The organism is Rheinheimera riviphila (assembly GCF_004005945.1).
Taxonomy (GTDB): Bacteria; Pseudomonadota; Gammaproteobacteria; order Enterobacterales; family Alteromonadaceae; genus Pararheinheimera; species Pararheinheimera riviphila.
In genome coordinates, this window is the sequence record NZ_SACS01000008.1 from 51,030 (window position 1) to 66,044 (window position 15,015).

14 protein-coding genes are annotated in these 15,015 nt (G+C 49.2%); 1 reads left to right on the plus strand and 13 read right to left on the minus strand.

From position 1 onward, the window contains the following. Positions 1-155: 155 nt before the first annotated feature. The 4 genes from folX to EOE67_RS20970 all read right to left on the minus strand — a co-directional run bounded on the left by folX (position 156) and on the right by EOE67_RS20970 (position 3,538). A complete protein-coding gene (gene folX / locus EOE67_RS09090; RefSeq protein ID WP_127698782.1) occupies positions 156-527 on the minus strand; it encodes a dihydroneopterin triphosphate 2'-epimerase in 372 nt (123 codons plus the stop codon). Between the two features lie 415 nt (positions 528-942). Next, on the minus strand, positions 943-2,262 hold the full coding sequence (locus EOE67_RS09095) for an ATP-binding protein (RefSeq protein WP_127698783.1): 1,320 nt from the start codon (positions 2,260-2,262) through the stop codon (positions 943-945). Further along, positions 2,262-2,939 (minus strand): response regulator transcription factor, encoded by a 678-nt coding sequence (locus tag EOE67_RS09100; protein WP_068065857.1) that lies wholly within the window; start codon positions 2,937-2,939, stop codon positions 2,262-2,264. Before EOE67_RS09100 ends, EOE67_RS09095 begins: the two co-directional genes overlap by 1 nt. A 92-nt stretch (positions 2,940-3,031) precedes the next feature. Beyond that, positions 3,032-3,538, minus strand: coding sequence for a glycine zipper 2TM domain-containing protein (locus EOE67_RS20970; RefSeq protein WP_276317437.1), 507 nt, complete (start codon positions 3,536-3,538; stop codon positions 3,032-3,034). Positions 3,539-3,777: 239 nt separating this feature from the next. On the opposite strand from EOE67_RS20970, the gene EOE67_RS09110 reads away from it, so the two are divergent. Continuing rightward, positions 3,778-4,125: a ComEA family DNA-binding protein gene (locus EOE67_RS09110; RefSeq protein WP_240652763.1), complete on the plus strand. Its 348-nt coding sequence runs from the start codon at positions 3,778-3,780 to the stop codon at positions 4,123-4,125. 154 nt (positions 4,126-4,279) lie between these two features. Here EOE67_RS09110 and EOE67_RS09115 read toward each other — a convergent pair whose 3' ends face one another. The 9 genes from EOE67_RS09115 to EOE67_RS09155 form a co-directional block, all read right to left on the minus strand. Then, positions 4,280-5,503 carry an EAL and HDOD domain-containing protein gene (locus EOE67_RS09115; RefSeq protein ID WP_127698784.1) on the minus strand — a complete coding sequence of 408 codons (1,224 nt, stop codon included), beginning with the start codon at positions 5,501-5,503 and terminating at the stop codon, positions 4,280-4,282. 143 nt (positions 5,504-5,646) lie between these two features. Further along, positions 5,647-7,140: a sodium/proline symporter PutP gene (gene putP / locus EOE67_RS09120; protein WP_127698785.1), complete on the minus strand. Its 1,494-nt coding sequence runs from the start codon at positions 7,138-7,140 to the stop codon at positions 5,647-5,649. 273 nt (positions 7,141-7,413) lie between these two features. Then, complete coding sequence (locus tag EOE67_RS09125; protein ID WP_127698786.1) at positions 7,414-8,121, minus strand: DUF3379 family protein; 708 nt, start codon at positions 8,119-8,121, stop codon at positions 7,414-7,416. Beyond that, positions 8,114-8,653, minus strand: coding sequence for a sigma-70 family RNA polymerase sigma factor (locus EOE67_RS09130; protein ID WP_276317438.1), 540 nt, complete (start codon positions 8,651-8,653; stop codon positions 8,114-8,116). The genes EOE67_RS09125 and EOE67_RS09130 overlap by 8 nt, the downstream gene beginning before the upstream one ends. Before the next feature lie 173 nt (positions 8,654-8,826). Then, positions 8,827-10,557 (minus strand): BatD family protein, encoded by a 1,731-nt coding sequence (locus tag EOE67_RS09135; RefSeq protein ID WP_164852268.1) that lies wholly within the window; start codon positions 10,555-10,557, stop codon positions 8,827-8,829. 47 nt (positions 10,558-10,604) lie between these two features. Continuing rightward, positions 10,605-12,503 carry a vWA domain-containing protein gene (locus EOE67_RS09140; RefSeq protein ID WP_127698789.1) on the minus strand — a complete coding sequence of 633 codons (1,899 nt, stop codon included), beginning with the start codon at positions 12,501-12,503 and terminating at the stop codon, positions 10,605-10,607. Beyond that, positions 12,503-13,498, minus strand: coding sequence for a vWA domain-containing protein (locus EOE67_RS09145; protein WP_127698790.1), 996 nt, complete (start codon positions 13,496-13,498; stop codon positions 12,503-12,505). Before EOE67_RS09145 ends, EOE67_RS09140 begins: the two co-directional genes overlap by 1 nt. Next, positions 13,491-14,021 carry a DUF4381 domain-containing protein gene (locus EOE67_RS09150; RefSeq protein ID WP_127698791.1) on the minus strand — a complete coding sequence of 177 codons (531 nt, stop codon included), beginning with the start codon at positions 14,019-14,021 and terminating at the stop codon, positions 13,491-13,493. Before EOE67_RS09150 ends, EOE67_RS09145 begins: the two co-directional genes overlap by 8 nt. Continuing rightward, entirely contained in the window at positions 13,999-15,003 is a 1,005-nt protein-coding gene (locus EOE67_RS09155; protein WP_127698792.1) for a DUF58 domain-containing protein, read from the minus strand. The genes EOE67_RS09150 and EOE67_RS09155 overlap by 23 nt, the downstream gene beginning before the upstream one ends. Between the last annotated feature and the right edge of the window lie 12 nt (positions 15,004-15,015).

Genomic DNA, 15,015 nt, shown 5'->3' on the forward strand with positions numbered 1-15,015 from the left:
GGTTTAAACACTTGTTTGTGCAAGTATATAGCCAAAATCATTGAAGATTCGGGTAGGCGGCAACTGAACGAATCCCCAGGAGCATAGCTGTTCTATGTGACTGGGGTGAGTGAAGGCGGCCAACAACCCCGAATCTTCAAGGATGATGGATATAGTTACTTTGTGCCCTTATTGACGGATAAGCTCAGCGACACCGAATCGGCGAAACGTAATGCATAGGGTTTATCAATTTCAACTGCGGCATATTGGACTGAAGGGTGCGCTGCGGCAATCGCCAGCACATCGGCGGTTAATTTCTCTAACAAAGAGAAGCGGTTATTTTCGACCAGTGTAATAATATCTTTGGTGATGGTGCGATAATTCAGTGCTTTGCTCATATCATCGCTATCGGCGGCCTGAGTGGCACTGTATTCAATGGTCGCGTTGATAATGACGTCTTGTTTGTTATTAATTTCTTCATCTTTGATACCTATAAAGGTACGTAAACGGAGGTTTTTGATCCGGATCACTGCATTATTTAAAGTCATAACTTTTCCTGAGTCGAATTGGCCTCAAGGCCATTAGAGTAAACATAGCATCTGTGCCAATTACGCGGGTAGTACGCGATAAGATCAAATTAATACTTTGCTTTACTGAGTAATTCCGTATGAAGTCTGATTTGTTTAATGATCAATACGGAATAGTTTAAAATGATGGCGGGACCTTTTGAATACTTTCAGCAGATCGTCACGCCCGATCTTTTCAGCGGTTTGCAATTCCCGCTTTACTTGCTCAAGTTGTGCATTAAGGCATCTGGAATAGTCAATTTGTGAATGGCTGTGACTGTCACAAGGACTGTCAGCCGCAAGCTGAAACTACCCAGCAGGACACACAAAGATATGACTGATTTCATCGCGTTTCGCTGGCCGATAACAGGCTGATTAATATAGAAATTGGCTAATTCTAATATTGATGCTCGGGAAATCGCAAACGAAAACAGGCGCCGCCGAGCGTACTTTGTTCGATATCGATTTCACCGGAGTATGACAGACAAAGTTCATGCACAATAGATAAACCTACGCCGTGTCCCTCTTTGTACGTATCAAGGCGGGTGCCGCGACTCAGTAGTTCAGTGGTTTTATTCGGTGGCACACCGGGACCATCATCTTCAACACTAATACTCAGCGGGCGTAAGGTCACCGTCAGTGCGACCTGTTGCTGGCAGGCTTTAAAGGCGTTATCCAGCAGGTTGCCTAACATTTCCATCAAATCAGTTTCATCGCCACGGAACATGGCGTTCGCCGGGCAGTCCAGCGCCAATTGTACCTGTTTGCCGCGATAAATTTTTTGTAACGCACTTTGCAGCTGACCAATGATTGGCGGGATGGCAATTTGTTTTTGCCAGACATCCTGGCCGGAACTACTGGCGCGTTTCAGCTGATGCTCAATCATGGCGGTGATGCGGTCGATTTGTTCCCGCAGTTCCGGTTGTTGTGCCAAAGGCGAGGTATTCAGCACCGCCACCGGTGTTTTCAGCGCATGTGCCAGGTCGCTTAAATGATGGCGGTAGCGTTGTTTTTGGCGGTTTTGACTGGCGAGCAATAAATTAACGTCTTCTTTAAGTGTCGTCAGCTCGGCCGGATAATTGCCGTTGAGCTGTTGTTGTTCACCACTTTCAACCTGCCGGATTTCGTGATCCAGCGCTGACAACGGCTGCGTCGTCCAATAATAGGCCAGCAGCATCACCAGCATTAACACCGCAGCAATACCAATAAACCAGCGCATCAGTGTATTGCGAAAGGCTTTGACCGGCGCCTCCAGCAGTTGCTCGTCCTGTACAATATGAATGGTCAGCGGCATGCTGCGCTCGCCCATATCGAACAGCAGTGCAAATGACAAAGTCCAGTACACCCGGCCATCTTGCTCTTGCGAAATAAATTCGTGTTTGCCTGGCAGCATTTCATGCTGTGGCGGGATAAAGGTTTGATTTAAAGAGGAATCTGACTGCCACATCAGTTTATCGCCACTGACGATAAAGGCACTGGTGCCAGAATCCGGCCGTAAAAAATCAGCCGGTAAAATGCTGTTATTAATTTCTACAATGTCGTTTTTAGAGGTCAGTTCGGATAAAAACGAATATAAATGCACTTCTAGTTTTTGTTCGGTACTGGTCAGCAGCTGGGCGAAAAAAGCCCGTTCGATCGCCAGAAAACACACAGGTAACAGAAATAACATCAACACCAGGCTGATCACAGCCTGGCGGACCTTCAGCGACAACATCATCAGTTCACGGCCAGGTTAAACCGATAACCACGGCCCCGCAGCGTTTCGATTGGTTTAAGTTCACCGTCCGGATCGAGCTTTTTACGTAAGCGCAGGACAAACACTTCGATCACGTTGCTATCCAAATCAAAATCCTGATCGTAGATATGTTCAGTCAATTCAGTTTTGGAAATGACTTTGGTTGGGTTGAGCATAAAATACTCCAGCACTTTATACTCGTAAGCGGTCAGCGGTACTTCGGTTTCACCACACCAAACCTGTTGCGTACGGCTGTTTAAACTGACGGGTCCGGCGACCAGTGTTGGGTCCGGTTGACCCGCGGCACGGCGAATTAAGGCATTACAACGCGCCATCAGTTCTTCGACATGAAAGGGTTTGGTCAGATAATCATCGGCACCAGCGTCCAGGCCCTGGACTTTTTCCTGCCAGCTGCCACGCGCGGTCAGAATGATAATCGGGGTTTTTAAATCCTGTTGCCGGGCTTTTCGGATCAACGATAAACCATCAAGTTTCGGCAAGCCGATATCGATAATGGCCAAATCGTACGGATATTCACTGATTTTGAAAAAACCATCGGAACCGTCGTGCGACAGATCAACACTAAACTGTTGCTGTAAAAGATGATTTTTAATTTGTTCTGCTAATAACACTTCATCTTCAACCACCAATACCCGCATGTGCATTCCTTATGACGTTCGCCGCTGCAGACGGCGTGAAAATTGTGACCAGCAAGCGGTGTTATCGCAACCGTACTGGCGACCCCATTTAATTAGCGTTTGTTGACCGGCTCAACATACACCGGCATTTGTGGGCCGGGATCCCGGTCCATCAACGTGGTGTATTCACGACCTTGTAACTGATAGGTTACCTGATAACCGTCAACCACGCTTTGATATTCCACATCAGTTCCGGATTCGTAACACACGGTTTCATGATGCATCACATCAGTACCATTTTTTTGGCCAACATCATTGCCGATGGCGCCGCCAATCACCGCGCCAGCGGCTGTGCCAAGACCACGATTGGAACTGTTGCGGGCAATGGTATTACCTAATACACCACCCACAATAGCACCGACGATGGTCGGTGCCGCGGAATCGGCATGGCGTTTCATTTGTTGACGTTCTTCACACACACGTCTGGGTTTATGAATTTCGATGGTGCGGTAGACCGGTTGGGCCTGGGTGACTGTCGCCATTTGGTAATTCTGGCGATTATGCTGCGAATAGCTGGTGCAGGCGGTCATTAAAGGTAATAACAAAACCAGATACTTCATGGCGAATACTCCTGACAGATGTTCCTGTAACCATAACGGCCGGATACTTAATTGCAGCTGAATCTAAAAATAGATCGAAAACAGAATAAAATAGTATATAAAAAGTTAAATAAATATTAATTATTCGGCTAGATTAAATATTAGTTTGTTGAACAAGGGTATTTACCCATTCCAAACTAGCAAGTGCCGGGTTGCCGGCGCGTATTTTACTCATGAAAAACCCAACAAGGAAAGTCAGCATGAAGATGAAATCGTTATGGATGGCGTTGGCACTGGTGGTTCCGGCGCTGTTGTTAAATCCGGTGATTGCCGAAACGGTGCCAGTGGCGGCGAAAGTAACAGCAGCTGCCAAACAATCTGGTAGCCAACAAGGCAATCCACAAGGCAAGCAAAGTACCAAGCTGAGTATCAACAAAGCCAGCCCGGAACAATTAACCGCTATTCCGGGGATTGGTCAGAAAAAAGCGCAAGCGATTCTCGACTATATCAAAGCAAACGGACCGATTAAGGATCCGAAACAATTGACGGAGGTCAAAGGGATCGGCGACAAACTAGCGGCAAAAATCGCGGAGTTTGTCAGCTTTTAAAGAAAGCGCTGCTGCTACTTGCTCAACCTGTGGGGGGCCGGGCTGTTGGCAGCAGTGTCGTTGTTATCTGAGATCTGGGAATTGAGTGACAGCCTGCACTGTCACTTCAGCGAGCGAAGACAACAACACCGAATCTTCAAAGATGACAGGTATCTTAATTGTCACCCAGAGCGCGCATTTGTTCATTCGCCCATTGCACCGCTTCGTGGTAAGCATCCGGTAATAATTTCGCGTCAAGACCGAGTTTTTCAATTGCAACATTCGCTGCTTGCCACATGGCTTGTTCATAACATTTAACCAGCCCAAGATATTCGGCCAGCAAACCTTCGTTGTCGATTAAGGCGTCTTTGATATCTTTGGATAATGGCAATTTGCTCATGACAGAGGTCATCGGCTCATCCAGAATCGCGTCCATCAATGACATCATGCCGGTTAGGAAAGCCTTCGCGATATCGGTCTTCCGATGCAGGGTGGCAATACCTTCGGCAAATTTTGCTCTGGTCATGGCTAAACGCATCAGCTCGGCTGGTTTTTCGCTGCTGACCTGGGCGGTAAATAAAACTGACAAGAATTTCTTCAGTTCTAACTGACCAAGGACGACCAAAGCCTGCTTGATGGTTTCAATTTCCGAGCGACGTTTAAATACTGCTGAGTTGGAATAACGGAGTAATTTGTAGGACAGATTGACGTCACGTTCGAAGATGGTCGTAATTTTTGCCAGGTCCATTTCAGCTTTGGATGTTTCGTACAGCAACTCTGCCAGCGTCATTTGGGCGGGGGATAAAGCTTTGCTTTGTAACATTTCCGGTTTAGAGAAAAAATAGCCCTGGAAATAACTAAAACCCATGCCCATTGCTAGCTGAAACTCTTCAATGGTTTCGACTTTTTCGGCCAGCAGTTTAATATTTGGGAAACCGGAAGTCGCTTTAATCACATCCTGAATCACATCATTGGTGGTGCTGCGAAAATCGATTTTAATGATGTCGATGAAAGGGTAGAAGTGGCGCCAGACAGGCTGGTGGATATAGTCATCCAAAGCAATGATATAGCCTTGTTCTTTTAATGCCTGGCATTCGGCCAGCAAACGTTTACCGGGTTGGACTGTTTCAAGAATTTCCACCACCACCTGATCTTTTGGCAGCATTGACGGAAACTTTTTCAGCAGGGTATCGAGGGTAAAATTGATAAACCCCAGTTTGTCGCCGAGGAAGTCATCCAGACCAAAGTTAAATTGGCTGCCAGCAATCATCCGTGACGTTGCTTCGTCACCATCAATATCCGGAAACACATTTTCCAGGCCATCTCGAAACAGTAATTCATAAGCAAAAAGATTTTTGTCACGATCCAGGATGGGCTGACGGGCGGCATAAAAATACATACAGACTACAATTCCTTTGACGGCACTCTGGCAAGCAATGTAGCAAAGAAAATGTCTGGGTGGGAACTAAAATTTCGCTGTGGTGGCAATTTACCTGAGGGCTGCCGTGATCAGAAAATCTGACCACGGAGCCTATCGGTTTATTACGCTTGTTTCATTAGTTTGCACATCTGATCAAATTGGCCAGCAATCGCAACTTTTGGTGCTGCCGTCAGCTTGCTGACGATGACAATGGCCAAGGCCGAAGCGACAACGCCGGGAACCATGGCGTATAACCACTGATCCATCGTCTGGCCATTCACGGTGAATGGGCCATAAATCCACACCAATACCGTCACCGCGCCAGCAATCATGCCCGCTAAAGCTCCCCACTGATTCATCCGGCGCCAGTACAGGCTAATCAATACCAACGGACCAAAAGCAGCACCAAAGCCGGCCCAGGCGTTGCTGACCAGGCCGAGAATCGAACTGCTGCGATCCAGCGCTATCAAAATTGCTACCAATGCCACTAAAAACACCGATACCCGACCCATCAGCACCAAATGGCTGTCCGAGGCGGTTTTGTTAAAAAAGGTCTTATAAAAATCCTGCACCAACGCACTGGACGTCACCAGCAACTGACTGGAAATGGTACTCATCACCGCCGCCAACAATGCCGCCAGTAAAAAACCAGTAATAAATGGGTGGAACAATGCTTGTGACATCACGATAAAAATCGTTTCCGGATCTTTGAGCTCACCACCGGTTTGTTTGATGTAGGCGATACCGATAAAGCCGGTCGCGACAGCACCCAGCAAGGACACGATCATCCAGGACATGCCGATCCGGCGTGCCACCGGAAAATCTTTAACCGAACGAATGGCCATAAACCGCACGATAATATGTGGCTGACCAAAATAACCTAAGCCCCACGCCATCAACGACACAATGCCAAGCGCGCTGGTACCGGTAAATATATCCAAATGATTTGGGTTCAGTTCAGCGACGATATCAATCACCGGTGTCACGCCACCCACCACATCAAGGGCGACGACCGGCACCAGTACCAGCGCCAGAAACATAATAATGCCCTGCACAAAGTCGGTCATGCTGACAGCCAAAAAACCACCGAGCAGGGTATAAGCAATGACCACGCCGGCGGTGAGGACCAGTCCGAACAAGTAATCCATGCCAAACACCGATTCGAACAATTTACCACCAGCGACCACGCCGGATGCGGTGTATAAAGTGAAAAACACCACAATCACGACGGCTGATATCAGTCGCAGCATCCGGGTGTGGTCGTCAAAGCGATTTTCCAGATAGTCCGGCAGCGTGATGGAATCTTTGGCAAGTTCAGTAAAGACCCGGAATCTCGGTGCCAATAATAGATAGTTCAGCCAGGCACCAATCACCAGACCGACCGCCATCCAGACTTGTGAAATACCCATCAGGTATAAAGCACCTGGTAAGCCCATTAACAACCAGCCGCTCATATCAGAAGCGCCAGCAGACAATGCCGTTACGGCGGGACCGAGTTTACGGCCGCCCAACATATATTCAGATAAATTACTGCTCGATTGGCGATAGGCATAAAGCCCGATGGCTAACATTGCAATGAAATAGATTCCCAGCGCTAGAATAGTTCCCGTTTCCACGATACTGACCTCATAGGGTTATCAATCCCCTTTATCGGTGAAGCTGCAGCGGTGTTGCCGTGGTGTGCCTGAAGGCCTGCATCTTCAATGATTTCGGGTGTAGTTATGGTTGTTGTCATTTACCGGTCGCTGCTTGCTGTTTTTGTTGCGTAAATTTACGCAGCAGGCAATTTGGGGGAGGTGCGACTTGAAATGGCGGGACATGCTAACAAGCACTGGCAAACAGAGCCAGTGCTTTTCTATGGTTACCCCGACAGATGCTACCAGTTGCAGTTAAATCTGAAACTGTAGCTGTTGCTGTAAGGTGGTGGCGATGCCGGATAAGGACTGATTTTTACCGGCAACCAACACCAAATCCGCTTTTGCCAATTGCATATTGTGACCATGAAACTGCGCATCGTAAAAGTCGCTACCAGATTCCAAACCATGGTTTTTGGGTAACACAAACACTGTGACCGGGCCTTGTGGCGTATTAAAAATCAAATGCAACGAACGGGTGCCTTGAAAGTAACAAAAACTGGCATAACGAATAGTGCCAGGCCAGGATCTGAGCTCGCCACCTAAATCAGCCAGCAGCAGATTGACTCTGGTCAGATCAATCAGGCTGTTGTTGTCGTCCAGATGCTTCGCTTCGTGATACACATGGGCTAGCGCGTGACCGGCGATATCGTCCGGCCATGGATACAAATGGTCGCGCTGCTGCACCAAACCGGCCACCAGCACCAGACTGGCTGCCATGCCAAGCCACCAGCGGCGCTGACGGATTTTTTTATGCTGTAACAAGCCCTGACTCAGCAATAAGCGGTCGGCGAGATCGGCTGGCACCGGCACGGCCAGACTGGCTTTAATCTGTTGATCAAGGATCAACAATTCATGCTGTAAACGTTGTTTATCCGGATCTGCAGCAAGTTGCTGTACGACCGCTTCATCGTTGGTGGTCGGGTTGCTGAGCAAGCGACGGCGAAATTCTAACTCATCCATGCTGGCTGGCTCCTGTGGCAGGGGACTGCAATAACAGTTCCCGAAGTTGCTGACGTGCCCGAAATAAGCGGGTGTTTACCGTATTTAGATTTAATTCAAGCGTTTGCGCTATTTCGTCACCGGTCATGCCAAGTAACACCTGCAGCACCAAGGGTTCGCGATATTCCTCGGCAAGTCTGGCGATATATTGGTGTAACTGCTGATTTTCGGCGGTTTGTTCCGGCCCTTCACTGTGTTCATCTTCGAGCCAGTCCTGGTCAACATCCTGATAATCAAATTGTTTACGTTCAAAACGGCGGGCATTTTCGCGACGTAAAATGGTAATCAGCCAGCCTTTGGCCGCAGCAGCTTCTTGCAGGCTGTCGAGACTTTTCCAGGCGCGTAAAAAGGTTTCCTGCACTAAATCTTCAGCGACGGTGCGCTGATGACAAAGCCAGAACGCATACCGGAATAAATCGGCATGAAAGGCCCGCACCAATGCTTCGTATCGTATTTGTTTATTGCTCATGGTGTTCCAAAATTGGCTATCCAAAATGAAGCAGACTTACATCACTGGGGCTAGAGACCGGCCAATTTCGATAATATGTGCAGCAATCGAAAAAATATCCAGAATATTGCAAATTCAACAAAGATTGGTAGTTGGGCTGAATTGACCTTGATGACTGTCAATTCAACCCACTAGAGTAAACAAAGGGTAGGGAATGGTTATTTCGGGTAGAACGGCTTTAACAACGCCGGACTTTCAACTTGCTGCAGATGTTTGTACTTGGCCCAAGCTTCAAATAACGCCGTGCCGAGCCATGGCGTTGGTTGCGCCTGATAAGCCTGATAGGCTAGTTTTGCAGTTTCCTGACGTAACTCACTCTGCGGCAATGCCTTGATTAATTGCGGTAATTGCTGAATATCGGCATCAAGTTGCTGCGACGCCCAGCGTAATAGCTGCTGGCTCGCGACGATGCTGTCATTTTCCAGACAAGCCGCTTTAAATCGTCTGGCATTAAATTTAACTTCAGAGGCCTGCGGGTGATTTGGTTTGGCGGCCTTTGAGAACGAGTCTGTGCGCGCAGTCGTGCTGCGACCCCGTAACCAGCCCCAAACTGCCACCGCAGCGGTCAGTAACCACAGCAGCAACAACAGGCCTGACAAATAATTCCACTGCCAGGCATGAGTGGCACTGACCGGTGTCGCTGCTGTTTCGCTGACTTGCGTCTCCACAGCTGTATCTGCTGCTGGTGGCGGTTGACCGGCCTGATTTGGATTCGCCGTCACGGTTAAAGTGCGTTCCGGTAATTCCGCATAAGCAAGCTGGTTAGTTTTACTGTTCCACCAGGGGACACGCACCGCCGGTAGTTTTAATTCACCGCTTTGGGTGGCGATGACTGCCGACGTAAATACTTTTTGCGCTACGATGCGACCGTTTCGCTCGGCTTTTTTCGCTTGTGGCTGCTCAGCATAATTTTTAATGCCGGCGGGCAAGTCAATTTGTAAGTCAGGCAGCTGATGATCGGCTAAATCCATCGCCGTCAGCGTGATAGTTCGGGTGACGGGTTCGCCCTGCACCAAGGTGGTCGACAGTGGCGTCCATTCTTCGGTTAAGGCCACGAGCTCTGACACCAGCCAATCACCGTTAAATTCTGCTGGCATCGCTTTGACTTGAAATTCAACCGCTTGGCCTTGTGCCGAAATAGTCTGAGTTTTGGCAAAATAGTCATAACGTGAACTGTTACGGTCAATCATTTCACCGTTAAAAAACGGCGCTTCGAGGGTGAAACTGCCACTTTGCTGCGGGATCAGGCTGTACCGCCGGGTGATGGTTTGATAGCGGATACCATTGACCAATTCGGTGCCTTCGACATCTTTTCCAACTTGCTCGATGGTGGTGTTGGGCAATTCTGGCTGGCTGAGGCTGCCGCGTTGTAAGTCGCCGCTAAAGTAGATTTTTACTTCGTAATAAACCATCTGTTGAACATAAAGCTCGGTCTGGCTGAGGTTGCTTTCAATAAACAGCACTTGTTTATCGGTTGTTTGCTGACTGGCCGGGATCACTTCGATGCTGATCGGCGAGCTGGTGATGCCATGCACATTAAAAGCCGGAATCTCAAAGGTGCCGGTGGTTTTGGCAAATAAACTCAGTTGCCAAATGGTACTTTGACTGGACTGGCCATTGATGATTTGCATACTTTGGCTGACCGAAGGCGGGCCAACGCGGAAATGATCCTCAAGCACACTAAAATCGATGGCGCTGCTGCTGACTTTTTCATCCACCTGAACCGACAGCTGTAATTCTTCGCCCAGCATCACCGGGTTTTTATCGACCCGGACATTCAGACTGGTCGCGGCTTGTGCGGCAGATGCCAACGTCAGCACACTTAACAGCAACAAGCCGTGCCACAAATCACTTGTTACTTTCTTGCCCATCATCTCTGTGCGCGTCATGTTTGTGCGCTGCGACTTGCACCAACCCCACCAGCTGTTGCTGAAAGTTACCATTCTTCCTGTGCTCCTTTGGGTAAACGTTGCTGCTGGCGTTTCTGATATTCCTGCAGCATTTTATTACGCAGCAATAACGAAGGGTCGTCCTGCACTTTACGCATTAAGCCGTCTAATTGCTGACTTTGCTCTGGCGTGGCATTTGGCCAGGCTTCGGTGATGGCTTTTTGTTGTTCCTGGCCTTCAGCTTGCTTCGCTTGTTGCTCAGCTTCGGTCAGTTGTTGCTGTTTTTCAGCAGCCGTTTTTTCGCTGTCTTCGGCCTTTTTTTGCTCGCTGTCTTGCTTGCTATCACCTTGTTGTCCGTTATTTTTTGGGTCGGTGTTTTGTTGATCAGAGCTTTGTTGGTTAGAGTTTTGTTGATCGCCATTTTGATCCTGGTTTTGCGCGTCACTGCCTTGTTGATCGCTGTTTTGCGGATCGTCTTTATTGTCACCATTTTTTTGATCAGATGATTGGCTGTCGTTGTCTTTCGATTGCTGCTCGCCGTCTTGCTGCTGACCATCCTGAGCTTGTTGTTTTTCTTGCTCTTGCTGTTGATTCAATAATTTTTCAGCCAGTTCAGTGTTTTGCGCCAAGCCGGCTATATCGGGCTGTTTGCTTGCCGCTTGCTGGTATGCATCCAGCGCTTCCTGATATTTTTGTTGTTGGATCAAGCTATTACCAAGGTTGTATAAACCATTCGCTGAAGGGTCTTGCCGGTAGAATTGCTCGGCGGCGGCATAATCACCGGCGCGATAAGCGGCGTTACCTTGCCAGATTGACTGGTCGAACTTTTCGATGGCCTGTTGGTAGTCCTGTTGCTGATAAGCTTGTTGTGCCTGTTGCTGACGGCTTTTAAATAAGTCCTGCCATTCGAAGGCCTGCGTTGGCGGCGGTAACAGCAATAAAACCGGGATCAGCATAATGGTCGAACGTTTGCCCAGCCACAGTGCCAGTGGCAATAACAACCAGCACAGATAAACCCCGGCGTCTTGCCATTCGTCACCGGTCAGCTTGCTGTCAGTACTGGTTTGATCGGCCATTTCCAGCGGTGTTAACGCCAGCAAACTTTGCACATCGGCGAGATCAAAACTGTTTTGGACAAATACACCGCCGGTGAGCGAAGCCAGTTCTTTTAACTGGGTAAAGGGCACTTTGGGGATCACAATACTGCCTTGTTGATCTTTCAGTAGTTCGCCCGAGCTTAATTTAATCGGTGCACCGTCAGCGGTGCCAACTGCAAGTACCGAAATGCGATGCGGGAAATTGTCCAGCATCGGTCGTAACTGCATAAAGTGCGTGGTAGAAAATCCGTCAGTCATTAAAATAATGTCACCTTTTGGGTAACCGGCCTGGTTCAGCAACTGCGCCGCGAGCGTCAGCGCGCTTTGTACATCCGAGCCTTGCACCGGCATAATTTCCGGCTTTAAATCCGGTAGTAACAGTTTGATATTGTTGTGATCCGGCGTCAGCGGTGAAATAACATAAGCATCACCGGCAAAGGTCAGCAAAGCCAGTTCGCCTTCGCCCAGCTGCGTGGCAAAATCCAGTGCTTTAAAGCGAGCTTGCGTCACCCGATCTGGCTTCACGTCGGTCGCCAGCATCGACAATGACATATCCAGCACCAGTACCGTGGCGCGTTGCAGCTGAAACGCCGGCTGCGGCAACTTGGTGATACTGGGGCCTGCAGCGGCAATCGCCAGCAATAGCAGCGCCAGCCAGGCGATGATAAATGGTTTACGCTGACTGCGCTGCTGCTCGGTGGCAATCAAGGTTGGTTGTAGATGCGGCGCCAACAGCTGTTGCCATGGACTTTGTTCGCGCCGAAAACGCCACGCCAACAGGCAAAGTAAAGTTACCAGCGGTAGCAACAGCAACCACAGTGGTCTTAACCAATGAAAATCACTCAGCATCAGGATGTCCTCCCGCGACGCCACAACGACCATGGCATTTGCACCAGCCACAACAGAGTTATCAACAGCAGGGCGCCCGCTAATGGCCAGTGCAACAAACTTTGTTGTGGCCGGTACGTCAGTTGGTCCCGTTCAATCGGTTCTAACTGATCCAGCAACTGATAAATTTGTGCCAGTTCTTTTAAATCGCGGGCACGGAAATAACGACCGCCGGTTTCGGAAGCTAGTTCAGTCAGCAGTTTTTCGTCCAGATCATCTGATGGGTTGATAATTTGCGGTCCAAAAATACCTTGTTGCACCATTTGCTCAGCGCCGACACCCACAGTATAGATTTTTACTCCAGCCGCTTTGGCCAGTTTTAAAGCTTCACGTGGCTGAATGTTGCCAGCGGTATTGGCGCCATCACTGAGTAAAATCAGCACTTTATTCGAGCTTTGATAGGTGTTGAACCGCTTGACCGATAAGCCAATAGCCTCGCCGATCGCGGTGCGCTGACCCACCAGCCCCAGCACGGCTTCGTCCAGCATTTGTTGCACCGTTTTACGATCAAACGTCAGCGGTGTTTGCTGATAAGCCGCATCAGCAAATAACACTAAACCAAGCCGGTCGCCCTGCCGTTTTTCGATAAACTGGTTCAGTACATATTTGACCGCGTCCAGCCGGTTAAAAGCCTGACCGTCAATCACCATGTCACTGATATTCATCGAGCCGGATAAATCGACTGCCAGCATCATATCGCGGCCTTGTTGTGGCATGCTAACCGGCTCGCCTAACCATTTTGGTTGTGCTGCTGCGACGACCAATAAGGTCCAAATCAGCCACATCAACCATTGTTTTGGTTTTTGCTGACGCGCGATGCCAAAACTATGCTGCTGCGCCATTTTCGCCAGTGGCGGTAACAGCAAACCAGCGGCAGCTATATTTTGTTGCCGGCTTTTGACCAGCCAGGGCAGTGGCAGCAGTAACAACAACCAGGGCCAGCTCAGTTCAAGCATCGGGTGCTCCGGTATTGGTGAATTTGACTTTTTGTAGCCACACCGCAGCAAAAGCGGCATAACGGCGAATGTCATCGACAGCCGGTGTGCTTTGATAATGCAGCGCCAGTAAATCGGGCAGGGGTTCTACCGGCTTAGCGCTGGAGGGCAGACTCGACATTAAATACTGCTGCCAGGCCGCACCACTCAATGCCAGTGCCGGATGCGCAGGGAGCCGGGTCAATAGCAGTCGCTTTAACAATGTGGTGATCATTTCAGCTGCATTTGGTGCGGTTAAATCCAGTTTTTCAAGTTCAGCCAGCGCAAATTTGATTGGTTTTTGCTGCTGTTGATACCGCCACCAGCGATAACCGGCGTACCCCAGTAATACGACTAAAATAACGAGCAATAACGACCAGCCGGGAGCCAAATACCAGTCATTGGCCAGTAACGGCTCCTGAATATCGGCCAGTCCAGGCATCGTTGCAGTTTCAGGTATTGGCGCCTCTGGCGGCGCCACGTTAGCGGCGTTCGAATTCGCCATGTGGCCTCCCGCTGAATTGATCAAGTAACGGTTCGCTGGCGCTGAATTGCCAATGACGACAGCCGAGCTGGGTCCAGTGTTGATGCAGTTGTTGATGAAAGGCTTGTTGTTGTGCCTGATAATCGTGTTTTAAATTGCCGCCAGCAAGGTCCAGTGTCACTTCGTGCGCGCCGTCCGACACTTTGGCGATACCCGATGCATGGGCTGGTAACTGCTGCTCCAGCGGATCGCTGATTTGGCAGATCCGGATTTCATTGTGTAAGCGCAGCGCCTGCAAATGCCGCAGGCAAGTCGCATCTAGTTGTTGGAAATCTGAAATGATAAATAGCAGACTACCGGGGCGGGCTAACCGGCGTAACTGACCAAGTGCGGTTGCTAAGTCGATGGACTTACTTTCAGGCAACCTTGCAGTCGGTTGTTGCATTTGCTGTTGCACCCAATGCAAAGATTGCTGTTGCAACTCAATCAGTTGGTGCAAATAACGCAGCACGGCGACGCTGCGTCCGGCTGGTTTGAGTTCACGGATTTGTTGTTGGTGAAACAACAAACCACCGAGTTTATCGCCACTTTTTTTGACGTGCCAGGCAATCAATGCCGCTAAATGAGCCGCCTGCACCGACTTTAATAATAAGGTCGAGCCAAACTGCATCGAATGATTGAGATCGGTCAGGATAAACACCGGCCGCTCTTTTTCCTCACGAAATAATTTAGTGTGTACTTTGCCGGTACGGGCGGTGACGCGCCAGTCGATGGTGCGCACATCATCACCGGTCTGGTAATGCCGGACTTCATCAAACTCCATGCCACGACCTTTGCTTTTGGCAAGGTAACTTCCGGCCAGTTTACTTTGAATGGTCTGGGCAGGTGTTAAATCAAATAGCTGCGTATGCCGCTGATAACGTAGCAGTTGTTTAAGTTCGACATTGCTGCCATCACAGTGTAACTGTGCCAGCCATTGCCGGATTTGCGCTTGCTGTTCCATGTTCGCTCGATT